This is a genomic window from Trinickia diaoshuihuensis (assembly GCF_003390925.1).
Lineage (GTDB): Bacteria > Pseudomonadota > Gammaproteobacteria > Burkholderiales > Burkholderiaceae > Trinickia > Trinickia diaoshuihuensis.
This window is the reverse complement of the sequence record NZ_QUBS01000021.1, coordinates 20,097-41,614: the sequence shown is the minus strand read 5'-3', so window position 1 is coordinate 41,614 and position 21,518 is coordinate 20,097. Positions and strand designations below refer to the sequence as shown.

General features: G+C 63.8%; 19 protein-coding genes. 10 read left to right on the top strand and 9 right to left on the bottom strand.

What is annotated here, in order from left to right:
* Window positions 1-5: 5 nt before the first annotated feature.
* Window positions 6-1,469: a sensor histidine kinase gene (locus DXT59_RS04760; RefSeq protein ID WP_116135773.1), complete on the top strand. Its 1,464-nt coding sequence runs from the start codon at window positions 6-8 to the stop codon at window positions 1,467-1,469.
* Between the two features lie 28 nt (window positions 1,470-1,497).
* Here the strand turns inward: DXT59_RS04760 and DXT59_RS04755 are convergent, their stop codons facing one another.
* From DXT59_RS04755 to mnmC, 6 genes are all read right to left on the bottom strand, one after another.
* Window positions 1,498-1,965, bottom strand: a complete 468-nt coding sequence (locus tag DXT59_RS04755) for an SET domain-containing protein (RefSeq protein WP_116135772.1) — start codon at window positions 1,963-1,965, stop codon at window positions 1,498-1,500.
* A 185-nt stretch (window positions 1,966-2,150) separates the two neighbouring features.
* Window positions 2,151-2,870, bottom strand: coding sequence for a glutamine amidotransferase (locus DXT59_RS04750; RefSeq protein ID WP_116135771.1), 720 nt, complete (start codon window positions 2,868-2,870; stop codon window positions 2,151-2,153).
* A gap of 115 nt (window positions 2,871-2,985) precedes the next feature.
* The gene (locus DXT59_RS04745) at window positions 2,986-3,633 is read right to left on the bottom strand and encodes a MarR family winged helix-turn-helix transcriptional regulator (RefSeq protein ID WP_116135770.1); all 648 of its coding nucleotides are present in this window, start codon (window positions 3,631-3,633) and stop codon (window positions 2,986-2,988) included.
* 549 nt (window positions 3,634-4,182) lie between these two features.
* Window positions 4,183-5,301: a YbdK family carboxylate-amine ligase gene (locus tag DXT59_RS04740; RefSeq protein WP_116135769.1), complete on the bottom strand. Its 1,119-nt coding sequence runs from the start codon at window positions 5,299-5,301 to the stop codon at window positions 4,183-4,185.
* A 27-nt stretch (window positions 5,302-5,328) separates the two neighbouring features.
* Window positions 5,329-6,537 carry a cation:proton antiporter gene (locus tag DXT59_RS04735; protein WP_116135768.1) on the bottom strand — a complete coding sequence of 403 codons (1,209 nt, stop codon included), beginning with the start codon at window positions 6,535-6,537 and terminating at the stop codon, window positions 5,329-5,331.
* An 860-nt stretch (window positions 6,538-7,397) separates the two neighbouring features.
* A complete protein-coding gene (gene mnmC / locus DXT59_RS04730) occupies window positions 7,398-9,365 on the bottom strand; it encodes a bifunctional tRNA (5-methylaminomethyl-2-thiouridine)(34)-methyltransferase MnmC2/FAD-dependent 5-carboxymethylaminomethyl-2-thiouridine(34) oxidoreductase MnmC1 (protein WP_116135767.1) in 1,968 nt (655 codons plus the stop codon).
* A gap of 423 nt (window positions 9,366-9,788) precedes the next feature.
* Between mnmC and DXT59_RS04725 the strand changes: the two genes are divergently transcribed.
* Complete coding sequence (locus DXT59_RS04725) at window positions 9,789-10,067, top strand: HU family DNA-binding protein (protein ID WP_018441348.1); 279 nt, start codon at window positions 9,789-9,791, stop codon at window positions 10,065-10,067.
* A gap of 142 nt (window positions 10,068-10,209) precedes the next feature.
* Here the strand turns inward: DXT59_RS04725 and DXT59_RS04720 are convergent, their stop codons facing one another.
* Together DXT59_RS04720 and DXT59_RS04715 are read right to left on the bottom strand one after the other, a co-directional pair.
* Complete coding sequence (locus DXT59_RS04720) at window positions 10,210-11,544, bottom strand: GTP-binding protein (RefSeq protein WP_116135766.1); 1,335 nt, start codon at window positions 11,542-11,544, stop codon at window positions 10,210-10,212.
* A gap of 135 nt (window positions 11,545-11,679) precedes the next feature.
* Entirely contained in the window at window positions 11,680-12,123 is a 444-nt protein-coding gene (locus DXT59_RS04715; protein WP_116135765.1) for a lytic transglycosylase domain-containing protein, read from the bottom strand.
* Window positions 12,124-12,564: 441 nt separating this feature from the next.
* On the opposite strand from DXT59_RS04715, the gene gspD reads away from it, so the two are divergent.
* The 3 genes from gspD to gspF are packed head-to-tail and all read left to right on the top strand — an operon-like array spanning window position 12,565 to window position 17,669.
* A complete protein-coding gene (gene gspD, locus DXT59_RS04710; RefSeq protein WP_116135764.1) occupies window positions 12,565-14,955 on the top strand; it encodes a type II secretion system secretin GspD in 2,391 nt (796 codons plus the stop codon).
* Entirely contained in the window at window positions 14,952-16,448 is a 1,497-nt protein-coding gene (gspE, locus tag DXT59_RS04705; RefSeq protein WP_116135763.1) for a type II secretion system ATPase GspE, read from the top strand. Before gspD ends, gspE begins: the two co-directional genes overlap by 4 nt.
* 3 nt (window positions 16,449-16,451) lie before the next feature.
* A complete protein-coding gene (gene gspF / locus DXT59_RS04700; RefSeq protein WP_116135762.1) occupies window positions 16,452-17,669 on the top strand; it encodes a type II secretion system inner membrane protein GspF in 1,218 nt (405 codons plus the stop codon).
* A gap of 78 nt (window positions 17,670-17,747) precedes the next feature.
* Here the strand turns inward: gspF and DXT59_RS04695 are convergent, their stop codons facing one another.
* Window positions 17,748-18,161: a general secretion pathway protein GspC gene (locus DXT59_RS04695; RefSeq protein ID WP_116135864.1), complete on the bottom strand. Its 414-nt coding sequence runs from the start codon at window positions 18,159-18,161 to the stop codon at window positions 17,748-17,750.
* A 138-nt stretch (window positions 18,162-18,299) separates the two neighbouring features.
* On the opposite strand from DXT59_RS04695, the gene gspG reads away from it, so the two are divergent.
* Genes gspG through gspK form a run of 5 tightly spaced genes read left to right on the top strand, consistent with a single transcriptional unit; the run spans window position 18,300 to window position 21,505 of the window.
* Window positions 18,300-18,764, top strand: coding sequence for a type II secretion system major pseudopilin GspG (gspG, locus tag DXT59_RS04690; RefSeq protein WP_116135863.1), 465 nt, complete (start codon window positions 18,300-18,302; stop codon window positions 18,762-18,764).
* Between the two features lie 60 nt (window positions 18,765-18,824).
* Window positions 18,825-19,307: a GspH/FimT family pseudopilin gene (locus DXT59_RS04685; RefSeq protein WP_116135761.1), complete on the top strand. Its 483-nt coding sequence runs from the start codon at window positions 18,825-18,827 to the stop codon at window positions 19,305-19,307.
* A 1-nt stretch (window position 19,308) separates the two neighbouring features.
* On the top strand, window positions 19,309-19,704 hold the full coding sequence (gene gspI / locus DXT59_RS04680) for a type II secretion system minor pseudopilin GspI (RefSeq protein WP_116135760.1): 396 nt from the start codon (window positions 19,309-19,311) through the stop codon (window positions 19,702-19,704).
* Window positions 19,682-20,365: a PulJ/GspJ family protein gene (locus tag DXT59_RS04675; RefSeq protein WP_116135759.1), complete on the top strand. Its 684-nt coding sequence runs from the start codon at window positions 19,682-19,684 to the stop codon at window positions 20,363-20,365. Before gspI ends, DXT59_RS04675 begins: the two co-directional genes overlap by 23 nt.
* 3 nt (window positions 20,366-20,368) lie before the next feature.
* Complete coding sequence (gspK, locus tag DXT59_RS04670; protein WP_116135758.1) at window positions 20,369-21,505, top strand: type II secretion system minor pseudopilin GspK; 1,137 nt, start codon at window positions 20,369-20,371, stop codon at window positions 21,503-21,505.
* The last annotated feature ends 13 nt before the right edge of the window (window positions 21,506-21,518 follow it).

Sequence of the window (21,518 nt, the reverse complement as noted above, 5' to 3'; positions counted from 1 at the left end):
CCACCATGCAGCGCCCCGCCGCGACCAGCTTGCGCCGCTCGCTTTTGCGCCGGCTCGCCGCGCCGCTCTCCATGCTCGCGCTGATGAGCGGCCTCATCGCGTATTGGCTCGCTTGGCAATACACGCAACACGTCATCGATCGCTCGTTGGCCGACCTCGCGACGGCGATCTCGAAGCAGGTGCAAATCGCCGGTCCGAACGCACGCTCGACGGTGCCGCCGCTCGCCCAAGCGATGTTCTCCGATCCGAACGACCGACTGATCTACCGCATCAGCGACGGCGAACACGAAATCGCGGGCGAAAAGGAATTGCCTTTATTCGGCACGCAGGTGCGCGAGCAGCGCGCGGCCTACGTCTTCGAAGCGCAATTCCAAGGCATGCACGTGCGCGTGGCGCAGGTGCGCGTACTGCAGGACGTCGGCAACCCGATCATCGTCGAAGTCGCTCAGCCGCTGCGTTATCGGTACCGCATCGCCGCCGAATTCCTCGTCGCGATCATGATGCCGCTGCTGCTGCTGCTCTTTGCGGGGTGGGGCATCGTTTGGCGCGTGGTCAATCAGCAGCTCAATCCGTTGACGGCGCTGGCCGATTCGTTGAACCGGCAGACCCATATGTCGCTCGAACCCGTCGATGAGACGTTCGTGCCGATGGAGATTCAACCGCTGACGAGCGCCATGAACGCGCTCGTCGTGCGGCTGAAGACGGCCCTCGATGCGCAGCGAAAATTCATCGCCGATGCGGCGCATCAGCTTCGCACGCCGCTGACGGCCGTCAAACTTCACGCGGAGCAGGCGGCCAACGCGCGCGATCCGAATCAGACGCTCTCGGCCGTGCACGAGTTGCGAGCCGCCGCGGATCGCGCCGTGCGACTATCGAACCAATTGTTATCGCTCGCCCGGGCGGAGCCGGGTGCGCAAGCGGCGCGCTTCGCCGAACTCGACATCGCCGCGCTGGCGTTCGAAACGGGGGCTGAATGGGTACCGCGCGCATTGGCCGCCCACGTGGACCTCGGTTATCAACGTTTGGATGGAGCGGCGCAAGACAAACCGCTCAACGTACGCGGCAACCCGGTGCTGCTGCGCGAAGTCATCGCGAATTTGCTGGATAACGCACTCAAGTATTTGCCGTCGGCGAGACCGGACGGCAACGTCACCGTCACGGTGGGAGAAACGGCCGACGAACACGGCGTGCGCTTCGCGGAGATCGCCGTCGAGGACAACGGCTCGGGCGTGCCGGCCGCCTTGCAAGCCGATTTGTTCAAACGTTTCTTTCGCGGAGATGCCGCCGATCCGGGCGTCGAATCGGGTGCGGGCTTGGGCCTCGCGATCGTCCACGACATCGTCAACCTGCACGGCGGCAGCGTGCGTTACGAGGACGCCACGGGAGGCGGCGCGCGCTTCGTGCTACGCCTGCCGCTCGCGATCGGGACGCAAGCGGCTCAGGAAACGGCACAAACGGCGCACCCCTGATCCCGAAGCCGATCGCCCCACGGCAAGCCTAGCCTTTCCCGTTTTTACCGCGCTTGGGCGCAAGCATCGTCCCGCGGCACTTACGCGCGCCGCATCGGCATGCGTATTCCTTTTTGAGCTTCTTCGTCTGGCGCGCGTCGATCACGAGGCCGTAGTCGTAAAAAAGCTCCTCGTCGGCCGCGATATCGCGCAACGCATGGATGAACACGCGGCCATCGACTTCCTCCGCTTCACAATTGGGCGCGCACGAGTGGTTGATCCAGCGTGCGCTATTGCCGTTCACCTTGCCGTCGATGACGCGGCCGTCCTCGAGCGCGAAGTAGAACGTGTGATTGGGTTCGGCGGGATTGTGCGGATGCCGTCGCAACGCTTCCTTCCACGAGATGCGCTCACCCTTGTATTCCAGCAGACGCTCACCCTCCTTCAGCGGCACGGCGGCAAATACGCCCTTGCCATGCACGCCGGACTGGCGCACGACCAACTTGCGTGAACTCATCGATAAATCCTCAGAAAAACCTGGGTGCCGCATTCAAGCGGCAGTGCGTTTTCGATCGCGGGATGGAAAACGCGGCGCCGGAGGGGCGCCGCGCTAGGCAGTGACGTCGTCGACATCACAAAGCGCCAATCGTACACGCGGACGGCAACTTCGTTCAACGTCGCGCGGACGAATTTGCATCTTCTTTATCCGTGAGCAGCCGCGATCGAGTCCAGCCACTCGCCGAACGTCTCATGCGCGGCACGTTCCAGCGCCGGGCCGAAACGCTCGGTATCCGCGCGCAAACGCGTCGCGTCGATCCCCGGCGTCGTACCGATTTCGTTGGCATTGCCGATCAGCCAGCGCTCGAAACGATCGGCGCGGATTTCAGGATGACATTGGAATGCCAACACATTCGAGCCCCAAGCGAATGCTTGATTCTCGCAAACGGCGGTGGAAGCAAGCCGTACGGCGCCGGAGGGCAAATCGAACGTATCGCCGTGCCAATGAAACATCGAGGTGCGCGATTCGTCGAGGTGCCGCACGGGCGAATCGAGCCCCGCTTGCGTCAACGATAGCGGCGACCAGCCTATTTCCTTGCAGCCCGCGCTATGCACGCGTGCACCGAGCACGCGCGCGATCAATTGCGCGCCGAGACAAATGCCGAGCGTCGGCCGGCCCGCGGCAATGCGCTTTTCGAGCATCGCGAGCAGCGGCTTGAGCGTCGGGTAGGCCAGATCGTCGTCAGCGCCGATCGGACCGCCCAGCACGACCGTCAGCGCGGGCCCCTCGGGCCTAGGCGCATCCACGCGGGCAAGCCCGACATCGAGATAACGTACCGACCACGCACGCTCCCCTAGGACGGGTTCGAGCGTGCCGAGATCCTCGAAGTGCACATGGCGGACGGCGAGCGCTTCGCGATTCATCGATCCCTCACGGCGAACATGGACAATGCGGCGGCGCGCACCGGCATCTCATTCGTTTTGCAGGAACACAACGTCGGCACGCCCCGCGGGCGGGGACGATGTTCGCGCGAGCCGGCTAGGCGGCGTTTTGCGCGAAGATCTTCCAGGTTTTCTTTTGCGTCAGCGAGTCGGCCTCTTCGTGCACCGGGCAATCGAGCCTCAACTCGGCGTCGCCGATGGGCAATTCGAGGGCCGCGCAGCGATGCGCGACTTTTTTCGGGTTCTTGCTCGGTTCGAAATACTTGCAAGTCACACACATGCGATGCGTCGGAATATCGCCTTGCACTTCCAATTGGCGAATCATCTTGATCATCATGCGGTAGAAGACGGCTTGTTCCTCGTCGCGCAGCGTGCCGATAGCCTCCGAGAGAAAATCGGGCCACTGCTGAGCGCGCTTGGCAGCCGTGCGGCCGCGAGCGGTGAGCTTGACCGCGAGTGCGCGGCCGTCCTCGGTGGTGCGTCGTTTTTCGATGAGTCCTTTCGCTTCGAGCGTGCTGACCGCGTCGCTCGTGGTGGCCGCCGTGAGCGCCGTCTCGCGAGCGATCTCCCCGAGCCGCATGGGAGTCTTACGCTGCATCAGCAGCACGAGAATCTCCCCCTGCGTAGGCGTAAGCCCCGCGCTTTCAGCCCATTCCCACGCTTGGCTGCGCATCGCCGTGCTTAAGCGTAGCAAGCTGTGGGTCACGCGCCCGGTAGCCTGCTCTCCGTATACACCTTCGCTCATAGTCTTTGTTCGCTATTTCGCAATTTGACAGCATGCCGCTGCTGATTCGGTTGCCTGCTCGCGCCTTGCCTCGCGGCGCCCCGGCAGCCCCGTGGGACGGCTCGCCTCGTGCTCACGGCGTGCCGATTTTACTATTTCAGAAGCGCCCGCCCGTTGCGACGTAATTCCCGCCCTCCCGAGGGCGGCCCGTCACGGGCCAATCAGCGCATTTGTTTTACCTCGAAGCCGCGTCATCGGTGTGACTTTGGACCCGACAGACGCGCCATTTTAAGCGACGAGGAAAAATAGTACAGCTAAGTTATTCAGTGGCGGTTGTGGACAAGCCGTGTATAACGAGTCGAGACGATTGTGCGGCATTTCTGGATAACATCGGACCAAATTGAAATGCCTCTTGAGTTGCCCCGGCCTCATGCCAGTTCCACACGCGAGAACCATACGGTTATGGTTTCTCCAGGTGGTTGAAGCGTCAAGAAAAAATCGAGTTTTCCACAGACGCTCCGGCCCCTTGTTAACTACTACTACGTATGTATACGTGTAAACGTAAACAAACTAAACCCCGCGCCATCGCAAGCACTGCTGACGAACCGCTTCATGCAACGACTTTTCTTTTGCGACGACGGTGCGCAGCCAAGTCGCATCGTTGACTTGCCCTTGTGCGATACCGGCAATTTCGCGCAATGCGGCTGAGGAATGAAGCGCTTCGCCATGCGGCTCGATCACGCGAAGCGTCTCGAGGATATCCTCGAATATCGGCCGGCGTTCTCCAGTCTGCGGATTGATGCAGGTTCCTCCGAGCCCGAAGCGGCACGCTTCGAACCGGTTGAACGTGTAGACGAGATAGTCGTCCTCCTTCGGCACGAACGGCCGATCGACGAGCAGGTGCCGCGCCAAGGTTTGGATGTAGCACGCGATCGCCGCCGCGCGGTCGACCGACAGCGGCGTATCCATGACGCGAACTTCGATGGTGCCGTACCCGGGCTTCGGTCGAATGTCCCAGTAAAAGTCTTTCATGCTGTTGACCACGCCCGTTGCAACCATCTTCGAAAAATATTCCTCGAAGGCCGTCCAGGTCAGCACGAACGGTGCGCGGCCCGACAACGGGAAGGCGAACACCGAGTTCAGCCGTGCCGAATGGAATCCGGTATCCACCCCCTGCACGTACGGCGACGAAGCCGACAACGCGATGAAATGCGGAATGAATCGCGACATCGCGTGCAGCAGAAATAGCGCGCTGTCCGGGTCGGGACAGCCGATGTGCACGTGTTGCCCAAATACGGTGAATTGCTTCGCCAAATACCCGTACAGCTCGGAGAGGTACTGAAAGCGCGGCGCATCGAAGATTTGCCGCTCGCTCCACTGCTGGAACGCGTGGGTGCCTCCGCCGGCCAAACCGACGTTGAGCTGATCGGCCGCCGCGACGAGCGTATCGCGCAGCGTGCGCAACTGCGAGAGCGCTTCCTCGTGCGAATTGCAGATACCCGTGGACAGCTCGATCATGCTCTCGGTGATTTCGGGCGTGATGTTGCCGGGCACCTTGTGGTCTTTCACGAGCCGCATGAGATCGGAGGCGGCCTTCGTCAGGTCGTAGTCGTGCGTGTTGACGACCTGGATCTCGAGCTCGACGCCGAACGTGAACGGTTTGGAATTGATGAACGGTTCAAGTGCCATGATGATTTCCTTGCAGTGCGAGCGGGCTCAAGTACGCCGTTCGCCGACCAACGTAAGAGAGCGGTAGACGAGCCAGGGCCCGACGAGTTGCAACACGACGATCGCGCACATGACGACGGCGCGCAGCGTGGGGTCGAAGTTCGGGTAGAGCGCATAGGTGTCGTCGACGAGCAAATAGGCCAGCGCCGACATCGGCGAGAGCGACAAACCGAGCGCCACGCCCTGCTTGTAACCGATGCCGCTCGGCTTGGCGAAGGCGAGCACGCCGACGAGCTTGGCGACGAAACGAGCCACGATGAGCAATACCGCGGCGAGCCCGCCGAGCGCGATGTCGTGCCATTCGAAGGCGGTCAACGTGAGGACGAACAGGATCACGGTGAGCAGCCATCCCGCCGTGCCGAAGTGTTCGGGCCAAAGCTGGGGCTTGGCTTCGAGGTTTTTCACAATGATGCCGGCCGCGAGCAGGCTCAGGATCGTCGAAAGCTTGAACAGGTGGGCGATGGCGATCGCGAGCAGCACGAGGCCGAACAAGGCGACGAACGAATGTTCGTCCTGCACTTGCATGAAGCGATAGAAGAACATGCAGGCCTTGGCGAGCAGGTAAGCCAGCACGAGCGAACCGACGAGCAGATACAGCGGCTGCACGATCGTCGCGAAAACGTTCCCATAGACTTCCTGATGCAGCCAACCCGAGGCGATTTTCTCGATGACGACCGCGTACATGCTGTTCAGTGCCGTTAGCGTCAGGAGCCGCTGCGTGACTTGCCCTTCCGCCCGCAATTCGGTCTTCAATTGAATCACCATGGCCGGCGAGGTCGACATGGCGATGGCGGCGATCACCGTGGCGACGGCGCCGCCGATATGCGCGGCCAACAGGGCGAGCAGCACGAGTACGAAGGTCAACGAGGCCTCGGCCAAACTCGATGCCACGAGCCAGGGGTTACGGCGAATCCAGCGCAGATCCAAGCGGCCGCCGAGCTCGAACAAGAGCAGCCCCAAGGCGACGTCGAGCAACAAGCGCAACGTGCCGCCGAAACTCGCGTCGATGGCGCCCGTGCCGAAGCCGGCCGTGCCCGCGATGAGACCGATCACGGCGTAGCCCGAAATGCGCGGCAGCCGCCAAGCACGGTAGCAAAGCTCGCCCAGCAGGCCTGCGACGAGTAGGACCAGGCCGGCCCAAAAGACGGCATCGGGCACGGAGGGCCAATGCGGAAGGAAGGAAAACGCCGATTTCATCTGATAGCTGCTCCTTTACGGATAGGCCGGGCAAGGCGGCAGACCTCGCTCGCGGCGAATTCTCGTGGCTTGCTTGTCCGGTTGTGCGGCGAGATGCCGCCATGCGGACGAAAACGGTGATTGCCGGCGGTTCGGCGGCTGCCGACCGTGGCGGCGACGAAACGCGCCGGATGCGATGCGTGACGCCGAGCGCTCAGGCAGAGCGCGGCGCGTGCCCGGCGCGGGCGGATCGGAAGCGGTAATGCTTGCGGCCGGCTCACACTGGCCGGGATGGCTTCACCGCCTCCATGGATGCGGCGCGCGAGCGGTGCGCCGCCATGCAACTTGTGCAAGAGGAACGCCGATTGTGCCATAGCTTGCTTACAACTCGCAGCATTCATCGTCCATTTGCCGCCATCTCGGTACAAACGACATGTAATTTCGTATTGCGGGGGAAAAATGGCCGATTCCGGCTTGGTTCTGGCTTGCGCACCGGGTTTCGGTCGGATGGAAGCGCGCCTTCCCGCGGTTCGCTGGTGCTTGGACAGTTCGTGTCCCGAGGCGTGCGCGGTTAGATAGGGTTTACTGTTTACGTATGTATACGTAGTAGCAGTTAACAAGGGTTCGGCAAATCTGTGCAAAACCCTTGCTTACCGAGATAGATCAACGTCTTAGTGAAGGCATAACCGCATGTGCAGCATGTGTGGGGCGCCCGGGATTCGAAGCATAACTTTCGACAATTTTCGGCGCGGCCAGAGTTGTCCCGTTTACGTCCACATCGGCCCCACACGCATTTCACCGCCGATTCACCTGCTTATCCACACCTGCCGGTGGATAACTTGGCGCAACAGGCCGGATTGTTGTCAGTTCAGGCTGTCGAGTTAAGTTCGATCGAGCGCGCCCTGTCGTAAAGCGCGCTGCAGTTGCCGGGCCGGGTCGAGCGCTTCCGCCAGATCGCGTTCGAGCGGCCACGGTTCGCCTTCGAGTTGGGAGGCGACGAGTTCGGCGCCCAGCGATGCCCACACGAGGCCGCGCGAGCCGAAAGCGAAGCTGCCGTATAGACCCGAGGCGCGCGGTAGGTCGAGCGGCCAAGCACCGCGCAGCGAGTCAGCTCGAGCGGCGCTCGCGGCTTCGTCGGCGAGCGGGCCGATCATCGGCAGACGGTCGCTCGTCACGCAGCGAAACGCGACGCGGCCGGCCAGCGTCGCGGGCTCGATCGAGCGCACCGTGGTGAAACCCGGCAGCAGGCGGGCCAAGCGTTCGAGGTTTTCGGCATGGCTTTCGATGCGTAAATCGTCGCCGGTATCGTCGACGTCGTAGCTGGCCCCGGTCAGTAAGCCGTCCGCGAGCGGAACGGCATAGCCGTCGCCGATCAGCGGTACGCGCAGGCCAGGGGAGACGCTCGGCGGCAGGCGCGTCAGTTGACCTCGCACGATGCGCGTTTGACCGTAGCGTAGGCCGGCGAGGCGCGCCGCGTCACGCGCATTGGCGAAGACGACGACCGGGGCGCGCGCGATCGTCCGGCCGCCGGCATCGAGGACCGTCCACGCATCGCCGTCGCGTTCGATCGTCTGCGCGGCAATGCCGGTGCGCCAGGTAAGCGCGTCGCCCGCTTGCGCGCACAGCGCCGCGCACAGCGCGGCCGGATCGAGCGCTCCGCCTTCGGGATAGAACCATCCCGCGCGCGGCACGCCGAGGCCGGCGATCGCGCGTGCTTGATCGGCCGATACGGATTGCACGAGTGTTTGCGGATAGCCGCTCGCGTCGATGGCCTCGGTCAGCGCGAGGGCCTCGTGCTCGTCTTCGGCGATTTGCAGCAAGCCTTCGTGCGTGCGCGCGAACGCGTGTCCCGCCTTTTCGAGCGCGCGCCACCGGTTGAGGGCGTAGAGAAAGCCGGCGCGCGTGATTTTCGAGGCCACGCTGTCGTCGCGCGAAATCAACGGGTGAAACACGCCTGCCGGGTTGCCCGATGCCTCGGCCCCGGAGTGCGGGTGGCGTTCGACGATCGTGATGCGCCAGCCGCGCGCGGCGAGCCGTTCAGCCAGCGCGCAGCCGGCCAAACCGGCGCCGACGACGATCGCGTGGCGCTCGCTCGCGGCGAACGGCACCGGCGGCTCATGCCGCCGCACGCGCCAGCGCGGCATGAACCGGCCGGCGAGCATGGCGCGCTTGCCCGCGAAGCCTTGCGCCTTCTCGCATTCGAAACCCGCGTCGGTCAAGCCACGCCGCACGTGACCTGCGCAGCTATAGGTGGCGAGCGTCGCGCCTTCGCCGGCGAGCCGGGCCAATGCCTTGAAGACGGGCGGCGACCACAGATCGGGGTTCTTGGCCGGAGAAAAACCGTCGAGATAGAACGCATCCGCGCGCAGCCAAAGCCTCGGCAGGAGATCGAGCGCATCGCCGAAAGCAATCGTCAACGTCACGCGCCCGTCCTCGAACTCCAGGCGGTGCAGCCCCGGCGTCAGTATCGGCCACGCTTGCGTCAATTGTCCGGCCAACGGCGCAAGCGTGGCGTCGTCGACCATACGCGCATGGAGCGCGTTCAGGTCGGCGGCGCTGAAAGGATGCTTTTCGATCGAGACGAACGCCAGGCGCTCGCAGCGCTCGGGGTCGGCGCGCCAGGCTTTCCAGGTAGCCAAAAAGTTCGCGCCGATGCCGAAGCCGGTCTCGACGACGGTGACGAGGCGCCGTCCGCGCCAACGCTCCGGCAAGCCGTTACCGCGCAGAAAAACGTGCTCGGCCTGCGCGAAAGCACCGGCGGCGCTGTGATAAATGTCGTCGTAGGCGGGCGAAAACGGCGTTCCGTCGTCGCGAAAAGCCGGAATGGCGGGGATCAGCTTGGCACTCATCGGAAAAGCGAAACGGTAGGAGGCGCGCGCGCCGGGATAAGGGGCTACCCTAACCTACGCACGCGCAACTAGCGCCAATTGGCCGCAAACCCATATGGGGCGGGGCTCCGCGGGCGTTGGCAAAATCCAACGGGATACCCGGTTAACCGCGCGAAGCCCTTGGCAGCAAGGGTTCGCGAGTACGACAATGCTCAAACCCAGCGCCGACAAGGCTCTTCCGCGTTAAATTCTTTGGAAGCCTTGCCGTTATTGGGTTTGCGCTGAGCTATCATAGCAAGCGCCGCAAGGCCGCAGGCCCGGGGGTTCAGCGCGACCGAGCGGCGCACGCTTCGCCACAGCTACTCGACGGCACAGCTTGCGTACGTATAATTCGGCGCGTTTTGCGCTGTCCGTGTCACTTCAATCTGATAAAGAGGAACGTTAATGAACAAACAGGAACTGATCGACGCCGTCGCAGGTCAGACGGGCGCCAGCAAGGCTCAAACCGGCGAAACGCTCGACACGCTGCTCGAAGTGATCAAGAAGGCAGTGTCCAAGGGCGACTCGGTGCAGCTCATCGGCTTCGGCAGCTTCGGCTCCGGCAAGCGCGCAGCGCGCACGGGCCGCAACCCCAAGACGGGCGAGACCATCAAGATCCCGGCAGCCAAGACCGTCAAGTTCACGGCAGGCAAGGCGTTCAAGGATGCCGTCAACAAGCGCTAAGCCGCGGGCCCAAAGCGGCCCCGCTTGACGTCTTGTCGACACCCGCCCACGGCGGGTTTTTTTTCGTCCGCGCTTTGTTCGCCCTTTGTTCTCGACTAATGCGCCCGGAGCATTACACGCCGGGCGCGTCTAGCGGGAAGCTTCAGTGCACGATTTGGCCTTCGTCGTCGCCTTCGTGATCGTCGGCGTCCATGTCCCACGCGGGGAACGGATCGGACATCGCGGCCCAGCCCCGCGGGCCCAGCGCGTATTCGTCGTCGGTCAATAGGCAGGCGTCGAATTTCGCGCGCCAGCTATCGGCATCGAGCCCGATGCCGATCAGCACGAGTTCCTGACGGCGATCGCCGATCGTCGCATCGTCGGCCGCGCCGTACCAATCGGCGGCAATCTCAGCCGCGAGTTCGTCGTCTTGCGGCCATTCGTCGCGCGGCTGGGCGGCCCACCACATGCCGGCCGGCCCATGGCGGCAGACGCCGCCCGCTTGCGACAGCGAGCCGGCGACGTCGTTGCGCGTGGCGAGCCAGAAAAAGCCCTTGCTGCGCAGCACGCCCTGCCATTGCTCGTGCAGCAACGCCCAGAGCCGTTCGGGGTGGAACGGCCGGCGCGCCCGGTAGACGAAGCTGCCGATGCCGTATTGATCGGCTTCGCTGACGTGCGAGTGAGCGCCATGGCCGTGGCTATGACCGTGAGCGTGATCGGCGTCATGCTCGTGTTCGTGTTCGTGTTCGTGTTCGTGTTCGTGTTCGAGCGAAGCGAGCCAGCCCGGCGCGCTCGCCGCGGCTTCGAAGTCGAACCGCTTGGTATCGATGACTTCGCTCAAGGACACTTCGCCGAAGCGGCTCACGAGTTGGACCGCGCGGGGATTGAGCCGGGCCAGGATCCGTTCGAGACGTTCGAGCGCCGGCGCGTCGACGAGATCGGCCTTGTTCACGACGAGTACGTCGCAAAATTCGATTTGTTCGATCAGCAGCTCGACGATGGTGCGGTCGTCTTCCTCGCTGGCGGCTAGGCCGCGTTCGGCGAGGGCATCGGCCGAAGCGTAGTCACGCAGAAAATTGAATGCGTCCACAACGGTCACCATCGTATCGAGCCGGGCGACATCGGCCAGCGTACGGCCCTCATCGTCGGTGAATGCGAACGTTTCAGCGATCGGCATCGGTTCGGCGATGCCCGTGGATTCGATCAAAATCGCGTCGAAGCGGCCTTCGCTCGCGAGCTTGCGCACCTCGGCCAATAGATCGTCGCGCAGCGTGCAGCAGATGCAGCCGTTGGAAAGCTCGACGAGCCGCTCTTCGACGCGCGAGAGCGACGCGGCGTCCTTGACGAGGGACGCGTCGATATTTACCGCCGCCAGATCGTTGACGATGACGGCGACGCGCAGGCCGGCGCGATTGGCGAGAATGTGATTGAGCAGCGTGGTCTTGCCCGCTCCGAGGAAGCCGGAGAGCACGGTGACGGGCACAGGCGGATGGTTCATTGCAGTCGACATCGGGTGGGGCGATGGCGCGAGGCGCCGCCGCATGAAGGGCGTAGGGAGCATTGTGCACCAAACGCCGGCCCCCCACCCCGCGCGCGCTGTCTCAGGCCGGGATCGAGCGCGCGTTGGAACTCGTCAGCGCTGCGCTTGCAGCAGCTTCCACTGCGAAAGGATGTCGATGATCTGATGCGCGTAACGGTCGCGCAGCGAGGGCGTTTCGGAGTGGTACGCGCCGACGGCGGCCCAACTGTTGCCGTACTTGTTCATCTTTTGCCGCAGATGCCATGCCGCGATGTATACGTTCTTGCAAGGCTCCATCAGCGTATCGGAGGAGATCCCGTATTGGGCCAACGTCGGCAGATGGACCGAATTAATCTGCATGACCCCGTAGTCGGTCGAACCGTTGGCGTTCTTGTGCAAGGCGTCCGGACGATTGTGCGACTCTTGCCAGGCGATCGCGCGCAGGATCAACGGGTTGACCTTTTGGTACTTCGCGGCTTCGTCGAAGCAGTCCGCGCGCCCGCTCGCCGACGCGAACGACGCGAGCCAAGCCGCCAAGATCAGAATTGTCCGTTTCATGGTTCGAGTGCCTTCGACAGATAACTTTGTTATTCGCGCTGCGTGCTCTGCCCCGGCCGGGGCCGGCGTCACGCGGGCAGGCTGGGGAAAACCCGAGCTTGCCGTGCGATTCAGTCGAAATATTCGCCCGTATGATACCGGGTACCGCGCGTGCTCCTCATCATGCCGTCCGACATCACCGAGCCATTGGCGGACAGCGAAGGGAAAACGGCGCTCATTGTCGCCCCGTTAAGGAACGACACGATGAAAATTCGGAAATTTCCGAGCTAAAAGTGAAGCGATGCTCGGCGCTTCGTGATTAATCGGACACAAAAAACTGCTAATGTTCGTTTTCTTGAGAGGCGGGGCGAACATCCGACACTATTACACCGGCGAGGGCCGCGCGGTGTTCGTGAGGCGTGACCGCCCAGGGCCAGCACTTACGCATCGAACCTATCTTCCATGACAAGAAATCGTATGGCACTGCGTCGCATCGCTACCGCGCTCCTGATGGCCGGGCTCATGACCGCACAAGCCGCGCACGCGGAAGTGACGTTGAACTTCGTGAACGCGGACATCGACCAAGTGGCCAAGGCGATCGGCGCCGCGACCAACAAGACGATCATCGTCGACCCCCGCGTGAAGGGGCAGTTGAACCTCGTGTCGGAAAATCCCGTTCCCGAGGACCAAGCGCTGAAGACGCTGGAGGCGGCGCTGCGCATGCAAGGTTTCGCGATCGTGCAGGACCACGGCGTGCTCAAGGTCTTGCCCGAAGCCGACGCGAAGCTGCAAGGCGCGCCGACATACGTGGGTAACGCGCCGCAGGCACGCGGCGATCAGATCATCACGCAGGTGTTCGAGCTTCATAACGAATCGGCCAACAACCTGCTGCCCGTGCTGCGCCCGCTGATTTCGCCGAACAACACGATTGCGGCCTATCCGGCCAACAACACGCTCGTCGTGACCGATTACGCCGACAACGTCCGGCGCATCGCGGCCATCATCGCGGGCGTCGATAACGCGGCCGGGCAGCAGATCGTGGTCGTGCCGCTGAAGAATGCCAATGCGCTCGATCTCGAGCCGCAATTGTCCAAGCTGCTCGACCCGGGCTCGATCGGCAGCACCGATGCGACGCTGAAGGTATCGGTCATGGCCGATGCGCGCACGAATTCCTTGATGCTGCGCGCGTCGAACAAGGCGCGGCTCGAGGCCGCCAAACGGCTCGTCGGGCAACTCGATGCGCCCGGTTCGCAGCCCGGCAACATGCACGTCGTGCATATCAACAACGCGAGCGCGGTGACGCTTGCGAAGACGCTGCGCGGGATGCTCGGCAAGGGCAGCTCCGGCAACAGCGCCGATTCGAGCAATGCGAGCTCGTTCAGCCAAGGCAATTCGAGCGGCAGCTCGACCTCCACGGGCACGAGCGGCACGCCGCCGCTGCCGTCGTCGTACGGCAGCAGCGGCAGCTCGCTCGGCGGCAGCTCGCTGTCGGGTTCGACGAGCGGCGGCATGGGCGGCGCGAGCGGCTCCAACAGCGGCGGCTTCCTTGGCGAAAAGCAAGGCGAAAACAGCGACGAGAATCAGCCGGGCGGCATGATCCAGGCCGATGCGGCGACGAACTCGCTCATCATCACCGCGGCCGATCCCGTCTATCGGAACCTGCGCGCGGTCATCGATCAACTCGATAAGCGGCGAGCCCAGGTCTATATCGAAGCGCTCGTCGTCGAACTGAACTCGACGCGGGCCGGCAATCTCGGCATTCAGTGGCAAGTGGCCAACGGTAACCTGCTCGCGGGCACCAACCTTGCGAGTACCGCCGGCAACGTATCCGGCTCGAACATTCTCGCCGTGACGGCGGGCCTCGCCGCGCCGCTCGCGAGCGGCGGCGGCGTGGCGTCGCTGCCGAGTACGCTCGGCCAGGGTCTGAACGTTGGTTGGCTACACAACATGTTCGGCGTGGAAGGCTTGGGCGGCCTGCTCCAGTACTTCGCCGGCGTGAGCGATGCGAACGTGCTCTCCACGCCGAACTTAATCACGCTCGATAACGAGGAAGCGAAGATCGTCGTGGGCCAGAACGTGCCGATCCCCACCGGCTCGTATCAGGGCCTGACGTCGGGCAACGCGGGTACCGCATTCAATACTTACGACCGCCGCGATGTCGGCCTGACGCTGCACGTAAAGCCGCAGATCACCGCAGGCGGCATTCTGAAACTGCAGCTCTATACGGAAGATTCTTCGGTGGTCGGCAGCATCGCCGCAACGACGGTGGCGAACTCGCCGGGGCCGACGTTCAACGTGCGCTCGATCCAATCGACCGTGCTTGCCGATAACGGCGAAATCATCGTGCTCGGCGGCTTGATGCAAGACAACTACCAAGTGTCGAACAGCAAGGTACCGCTGCTTGGGGATATTCCTTGGCTCGGCCAGCTCTTCCGCTCGGAAACGAAGCAGCGCACGAAGACGAATTTGATGGTCTTCCTGCGTCCCGTCATCATCAGCGACAGCGATACGGCCCAGCAGATCACCGAGAATCGCTACAACTACGTCCAAGGCGTGACGGACGGGTATCGCTCGGATAACCGCGTGATGCGCGACAAGGACTTCCCGGTCGTGCCGCCCATGCCGGCCGGGCCGAACCAGGGCGCCTCCCCCGCGGCGAATCTATTCGACCTGCGGCAGATGACGAACAACCCGGCAGCGCGCGCGCCCGCGCCTCAGCAGCTACCGTCGGCTCCACCGCCGGGCGCGCAACCGCAAGCCGTCCCGCAGCCGCAGCCGCAGGCCGCGCCGCTTCAGCCTCAACCGCAACAGCCGCAAACGGCCACGCCGGGAGCGCCGGGAGCGGCCCAGTGAGCGACGTTCTCGCTTCTTCCAGCGAAGGCGCGCCGGGCGAGCGTCAACCGCCCTCGCCGCTCGCGGCCCGGCTCGTGCCCTATGGGTTCGCGCGCAACGGGCAGATCCTCGTCGCGCATCAGCGTGCCGAGGGCATCGAGGTTTGGATCAGCGAGCGCACGAGTGCCGCGGCGCTGGCCGAGGTCGCGCGCAATTTCGGCGCGCTGACGGCCGTGCGCCTGCCGGCCGACGAGCTCGCGCAAGCGATCAATCAGGCCTACGAACGCAACGACGGCAGCGCCGCGCAGGTCGTGGGCGAAGTCGAAGGCGAAGTCGATCTGTCGCGGCTCATGCAGGACATCCCCGAGGTCGAGGATTTGCTCGAATCGGAAGACGACGCGCCGATCATCCGCATGATCAACGCGCTGCTCACGCAAGCGGCGCGCGAGCATGCGTCGGACATCCACATCGAGCCGTTTGAAAACGCGTCGGTCGTGCGTTTTCGCGTGGACGGCACGCTGCGCGACGTCGTGCGGCCCAAAAAAGCGCTGCACGGCGCGCTGATCTCGCGGATCAAGATCATGGCGCAGCTCGATATCGCCGAGAAGCGTCTGCCGCAAGACGGCCGGATTACGCTGCGCGTGGGCGGCCGCGCGGTGGACGTGCGCGTCTCGACGCTGCCGACCGGCCACGGCGAGCGCGCGGTGCTGCGTCTGCTCGAAAAGGACGCGCAGCATCTGAACCTCGAAGCGCTGGGCATGGGGCCCGACACGCTAGCGAAATTCGACAAATTAATTTCACGTCCGCATGGCATCGTGCTCGTCACGGGGCCGACGGGCTCGGGTAAAACCACCACGCTCTATGCGTCGCTCTCTCGTTTGGAGACGGCGACGACGAACATCATGACGGTGGAAGACCCGATCGAATACGACTTGCCCGGCATCGGTCAGACGCAGGTGAACGAGCGGATCGGGATGACCTTTGCGCGCGCGCTGCGCTCGATTCTGCGGCAAGACCCGGACATCATCATGATCGGTGAAATCCGCGATTTGGAAACGGCGCAAATCGCGGTGCAAGCGTCGCTGACGGGCCATTTGGTGTTGGCGACGCTGCACACGAACGACGCGGCCTCGGCCGTGACGCGTTTGACCGACATGGGCGTGGAGCCGTATCTGCTCGCGTCGTCGTTGCTCGGCGTGCTCGCGCAGCGGCTCGTGCGCCGCTTGTGCCCCGTCTGCAAGGAAGAACGCGTCGAGGAAGGCCGCGCGCAATGGCACCCGGTCGGTTGCGACAAGTGCGCGAGATCGGGTTATTCGGGACGGCGCGGCGTGTACGAGTTGCTGACGATCGACGATGCGATCCGCACGATGATCCATCACAACGCGGCTGATGCCGAGATCCTGGCCGCCGGCCGCGCGCAAGGCATGCGCACGTTGCGTGAGGATGCGGAGCGCTGGCTGTCCTCGGGCGTCACCTCGCTGGAAGAGGTGATTCGCGTGACGGGCGGGGTGTAGCCCATGCCGGCCTTTCGCTTTGAGGCGATCGATGCGGCCGGGCACCCGCAAAAAGGGGTCCTCGATGCCGACAGTGCGCGTTCCGCCCGCGCGCAATTGCGCACGCAAGGGCTTACGCCGCTCGTCGTGGAGCCGGCCGGTAGCGCCGCGCGCGGCGAGCGAACGAAGCGTTTGTCGATCGGGCGCAAGCTATCGGCACGCGAGCAAGCGATTCTCACGCGCCAACTGGCGAGTCTGCTGACGGCCGGGCTGCCGCTCGACGAAGCGCTGGCCGTGCTGACCGATCAAGCCGAGCGCGACTACATTCGCGAGCTCGTCGCGGCGATCCGCGCCGAGGTGTTGGGCGGACATTCGTTCGCGAATGCACTGGGGCAGCATCCGCGCGACTTCCCCGATATTTATCGCGCGCTCGTGGCGGCCGGCGAACATACGGGCAAGCTCGGCCTCGTGCTCTCGCGCTTGGCCGACTACATCGAGCAGCGTAACGCGCTCACGCAAAAGATCTTGCTCGCATTCACTTACCCGGCGATCGTCACGCTGATCGCATTCGGCATCGTGACGTTTCTGCTCAGTTACGTGGTGCCGCAGGTGGTCAACGTGTTCGCTTCGACGAAGCAGCACTTGCCGATCTTGACCGTACTGATGATGGCGCTATCGGACTTCGTGCGTCATTGGTGGTGGGCCGTGCTGATCGGCGTCATGGTGCTCGTCTACGCGGTGCGCGCGGTTTTGTCGCAGAAGGGGCCGCGTCTTTCGTTCGACCGCTGGTTGCTGACCGCTCCGCTCGTCGGCAAACTCGTGCGGGGCTACAACACCGTGCGCTTCGCGAGCACGCTCGCGATTTTGACGGCGGCCGGCGTGCCGATTCTGCGCGCGCTGCAAGCGGCCGGCGAGACGCTGAACAACCGGGCGATGCGCGGCAACGTGGACGATGCGATCGTGCGCGTGCGCGAGGGTACGTCGCTTTCGCGCGCGCTCGGCAATACGAAGACGTTCCCGCCGGTGCTCGTGCACTTGATCCGCTCGGGCGAAGCCACGGGCGACGTCACGACGATGCTCGATCGCGCTTCCGAAGGCGAAGCGAGCGAACTCGAACGCCGCACGATGTTTCTGACGAGCTTGCTCGAGCCGCTGCTGATTTTGGCGATGGGTGGGGTCGTACTCGTGATCGTGCTGGCCGTGATGCTGCCGATCATCGATTTGAACAATATGGTGCAGTAGAAGAGGCGGCAATCGCGCGGCGTGGCCGCGCGATCGTGAGCACGGCGCGCACTTGTCGACGCGGCCGGTTCGGACGGTTTAGCGGACGTAGATGGTGGGGCCGCCGGCGTTCGGCGCGAGCGGGATTTCGGAGCGCACGCCGTTGTGATCGACGACGATCGATCGAGCGCGCACTTCGGCGAGCGTCGTGCCTTCGGTGATTTTGCTGCCGCGCGCGATGGCGCGGGCGGGATCGTCGCCCACGCCGACGATGGCGGCGGCGCCTTCGCGCAGTGCGAGGATGCCGACGAGTTTGATGTTGCGATTGACCTCGCGCGTGAGCTTGCCGCCGAACAGCGCCGCGGCGTCTTCGACGGATACGCTCGGTGCGACGGCGGCCGCGGGCGGCGGCGGCGCGCGATGCGCGGTGAGCACGACGATCCAATAGGTGAGCGTCGCGCAGAAAACCGCGAACAGCGCGAGCGACAGTAGGCGGATTTGGAGTGTATTCATGCGTGCCATTGTAAGGGCTATTTTCGGCTTTGCGCTCATACTCGAACCCTGATGAGCGGGCCATTACAATCGACGACGCCATGCGAAGCGCGCTTGCTCGTGCTTCGCGAACTATTCATTGAAACGAGGTAGCGAATGATGCAACTGTGGAATCTACGCCGTAACGAAGCAACCGCTTTGCGCGCGCGGCGCCAACGAGGCTTTACGCTGATCGAGATCATGGTCGTGATCGCGATTCTCGGCATTCTTGCTGCGCTGATCGTGCCCAAGATCATGAGCCGCCCCGACGAAGCGCGCCGCGTGGCGGCAAAACAAGATATTGGGACGATTATGCAAGCACTGAAGCTCTACCGTCTCGATAATGGCCGCTATCCCGCGCAGGACCAGGGGCTGCGCGCACTGATCGAAAAGCCAACGACCGATCCGATCCCGAATAACTGGAAAGACGGCGGCTATCTCGAGCGTTTGCCCAACGATCCTTGGGGCAATAGCTACCAATATCTGAATCCCGGTGTGCATGGCGAGATCGACGTGTTTAGTTACGGCGCCGACGGCAAGCCCGGCGGCGAAGGCAACGATGCCGATATCGGCTCGTGGCAGTAACGCGGCACATGCCGGATACGGCGCGTGAGCAGCCCTGACGCTTCGACATTGCGAACCCGCATGCCGCTCGACGGCGGCGTCGGCTCGTCTCGCGCACGGGGGTTCACGCTGCTCGAGATGATGGTCGTGCTCGTGATCGCGGGGCTGCTCGTCTCGCTCGCGTCCGTTTCGCTCACGCGTAATCCGCGCACGGATCTGAACGAACAAGCGCAGCGTCTTGCCTTGCTGTTCGAATCGGCGTCGGACGAAGCGCAGGTGCGCTCGCGGCCGATCGCTTGGCAGCCCGTGACGGGCGGCTATCGTTTCGACATGCATACCGAGGACGGCTGGCGCCCGATCTTGCGCGACGATCTATTGCATCAACGCAACTGGGAAGGGGGCGTGACCGACGTGACCATCGATTACCCGGGCTCCGACTTGCATCCCGATCGTGTGGTGTTCGGTGTGGAAAGCATCGGTCAGGCGGTGACCGTCACGCTCTACTCGGCGGTCGGCCGTGCAACGATCGTCGGCACCGGCAACGGCCGCTACGAGGTGCGTTGACATGCGCGCCTCCCGTCCGACCGTGCCTGCGCGCGGCTTCACGATGATCGAGGTGCTGGTCGCACTGGCGATCATCGCGGTCGCGCTGGCCGCGTCGCTGCGCGCGGTGGGCATGCTCGCGAACGACGAGGGCGAACTGCATCGGCGCCTGCTCGCCGGATGGAGCGCCGATAACGCACTGACCGAAGTGCATTTGATGCGCGAGTGGCCCGACCTCGGCGTCGTCACGTTCGATTGTTCGCAAGGCAATTTGCCGCTCGTCTGTACCGAGCGCGTCAGCGCGACGCCGAATCCGATCTTTCGCCGCGTCGAAATTTCGGTCACGACCCCGGGGCGCTCCGGCGATCTCGCCCAACTCGTGACCGTGGTCGCCAATGAGACGAACCGTGGGCTTTGAGCGCAGACGCGCCATGAGGCGCCAGCGTGGTTTTACGCTGATCGAACTGATGGTGGCGATCGCCATCCTGGCCGTGATCGCCATCTTGTCGTGGCGCGGGCTGGACCAAATCATGCGTGGCCGGCAGACGATTTCGACGGCGATGGAAGACGAGCGCGTGTTCGTCCAATTGTTCGATCAGCTTCGCGTCGATGCGCGCCAAGCCGCCACCGACGACGAAGTCGGCCAGCCGGCCGTATCGGCCACGAGCGAGGGTTTGCAAATCGTGCGTGCGTTCGGGCTCAGCGGCGAGGCGCCGCGTTTGCAAGTCGTGCGCTACCAAGTGCAGGAGGGCCGCGTCACGCGCTATGCGTCGCCGCCCGTGGCAACGGTCGGTCAATTGCGCCGCGCGCTCTCCGCCTCGAGTACGGGCGGCGATTGGAGCGCGGTGCCGCTCATCGCCGGTGTCGGCAAGATCACGGCCCGCATGTACGTCCCGAATATCGGTTGGACGACGAAGATGGACGACGTGACGGCCGAGATCGCGCGCAGCGCCAATAACGTCAAAGTGCCGCAGTTCGGCGGCGCACCGCTCAGCCGAGCGGTGACGGGCCTCGAAGTGTCGATCGGCGCGCCTTCGTTGCATGTGCCGATCCGGCGCATGTTCGTCGTCGGGGAGTGATCGATGCGATCCTCATTCGCTTCGCTCAAACATCCGGTATCGCGACCGCGCGCCGCGCGCCAGCGTCAGCGCGGCGCGGCAATCATCAGTGCGCTGCTCGTCGTCACGCTGTCGGCGATTCTCGTGGCCGGCGTGCTCTGGCGCCAGCAAGTGCAAATCCGGCGTATCCAAAACCAGCGATTGATGTCGCAGGCGCTCTGGGTTTCGCGTGGCGCCGTCGATTGGACGCGCCTGATCCTGCGGTCGGAAGCCGATACGGCGCCAACCGTCACGTATCTCGGCGGTATTTGGGCCGTGCCCATCGCGAAAACGCGGCTCTCCGATTTTCTCGGCAAGGTCAGCGAGGCCGACGCAGCCGAGGGCGCTCAAACCTATCTGTCGGGATCGATCGAGGATGCCCAGGCGAGATTCAACCTGCGCAATCTGATCGCGGTACCGGCGCCCGGCTTGCTGCAAGTCGATCAAACCGAAACGGCGATTTTTGCCCGCCTATTGGCGTCGCTCGGTTTGGATGGCGGTTTGGCCAAGACCGTCGCGGTGCGTATGCGCGCCTCGTTATTGCAATCGGCCACGCGGTTCCAGAATCCGCTCAGCAACCGCCTCGGTTCGGCGGCGCAAACGCTGCAGCCCGGCAATGCCGGCGGCGGCGATAGCTCCACCGATCAGCAGGGGCCTCAAGACGAAACGAGCGCCGGCAGTATCGACGCGGAGCCGTTGCAGTTTACGGGCGTCGACTCGCTATTGAACGTGCCGGGATTCACGCCCGACATGGTCGCGCGGCTGCGTCCGTTCGTGACCGTGCTGCCTACGCAAACGCCCGTCAATATGAATACGGCCCCGGCGGAAGTAATTGCCGCGATGGTGCCGGGTATGTCGCTGTCGAGCGCCCAAACGCTGGTCTCGCGCCGGCAAACCGCGTTCTTCCGCAACACGTCCGATGTGCAGCTTGCGTTGCAGGGGGCCGGTGCGTTGGTGCCGGGCCTCGATATCAGCCAGCTTCCCATCGATGTGACGACGAGCTACTTTTTAGTCCATGGCCGCGTGCAATACGAGCGAGCGGAAGTGGATCGCACGACGCTCATCTACCGCGATCCGCTTACCCACACGACCCGCGTCGTGCGTGTAAGCGATCAGCTTTGAACCGGATTCGAAA

Bases quoted from the DNA above. Each gene is read 5' to 3' on its own strand.
- DXT59_RS04760 (WP_116135773.1), top strand. From the start codon at position 6: ATGCAGCGCCCCGCCGCGACCAGCTTGCGCCGCTCGCTTTTGCGCCGG.
- DXT59_RS04755 (WP_116135772.1), bottom strand. From the start codon at position 1,965: ATGAGTTCACGCAAGTTGGTCGTGCGCCAGTCCGGCGTGCATGGCAAG.
- DXT59_RS04750 (WP_116135771.1), bottom strand. From the start codon at position 2,870: ATGAATCGCGAAGCGCTCGCCGTCCGCCATGTGCACTTCGAGGATCTC.
- DXT59_RS04745 (WP_116135770.1), bottom strand. From the start codon at position 3,633: ATGAGCGAAGGTGTATACGGAGAGCAGGCTACCGGGCGCGTGACCCAC.
- DXT59_RS04740 (WP_116135769.1), bottom strand. From the start codon at position 5,301: ATGGCACTTGAACCGTTCATCAATTCCAAACCGTTCACGTTCGGCGTC.
- DXT59_RS04735 (WP_116135768.1), bottom strand. From the start codon at position 6,537: ATGAAATCGGCGTTTTCCTTCCTTCCGCATTGGCCCTCCGTGCCCGAT.
- mnmC (WP_116135767.1), bottom strand. From the start codon at position 9,365: ATGAGTGCCAAGCTGATCCCCGCCATTCCGGCTTTTCGCGACGACGGA.
- DXT59_RS04725 (WP_018441348.1), top strand. From the start codon at position 9,789: ATGAACAAACAGGAACTGATCGACGCCGTCGCAGGTCAGACGGGCGCC.
- DXT59_RS04720 (WP_116135766.1), bottom strand. From the start codon at position 11,544: ATGAACCATCCGCCTGTGCCCGTCACCGTGCTCTCCGGCTTCCTCGGA.
- DXT59_RS04715 (WP_116135765.1), bottom strand. From the start codon at position 12,123: ATGAAACGGACAATTCTGATCTTGGCGGCTTGGCTCGCGTCGTTCGCG.
- gspD (WP_116135764.1), top strand. From the start codon at position 12,565: ATGACAAGAAATCGTATGGCACTGCGTCGCATCGCTACCGCGCTCCTG.
- gspF (WP_116135762.1), top strand. From the start codon at position 16,452: ATGCCGGCCTTTCGCTTTGAGGCGATCGATGCGGCCGGGCACCCGCAA.
- DXT59_RS04695 (WP_116135864.1), bottom strand. From the start codon at position 18,161: ATGAATACACTCCAAATCCGCCTACTGTCGCTCGCGCTGTTCGCGGTT.
- gspG (WP_116135863.1), top strand. From the start codon at position 18,300: ATGCAACTGTGGAATCTACGCCGTAACGAAGCAACCGCTTTGCGCGCG.
- DXT59_RS04685 (WP_116135761.1), top strand. From the start codon at position 18,825: ATGCCGCTCGACGGCGGCGTCGGCTCGTCTCGCGCACGGGGGTTCACG.
- gspI (WP_116135760.1), top strand. From the start codon at position 19,309: ATGCGCGCCTCCCGTCCGACCGTGCCTGCGCGCGGCTTCACGATGATC.
- DXT59_RS04675 (WP_116135759.1), top strand. From the start codon at position 19,682: ATGAGACGAACCGTGGGCTTTGAGCGCAGACGCGCCATGAGGCGCCAG.
- gspK (WP_116135758.1), top strand. From the start codon at position 20,369: ATGCGATCCTCATTCGCTTCGCTCAAACATCCGGTATCGCGACCGCGC.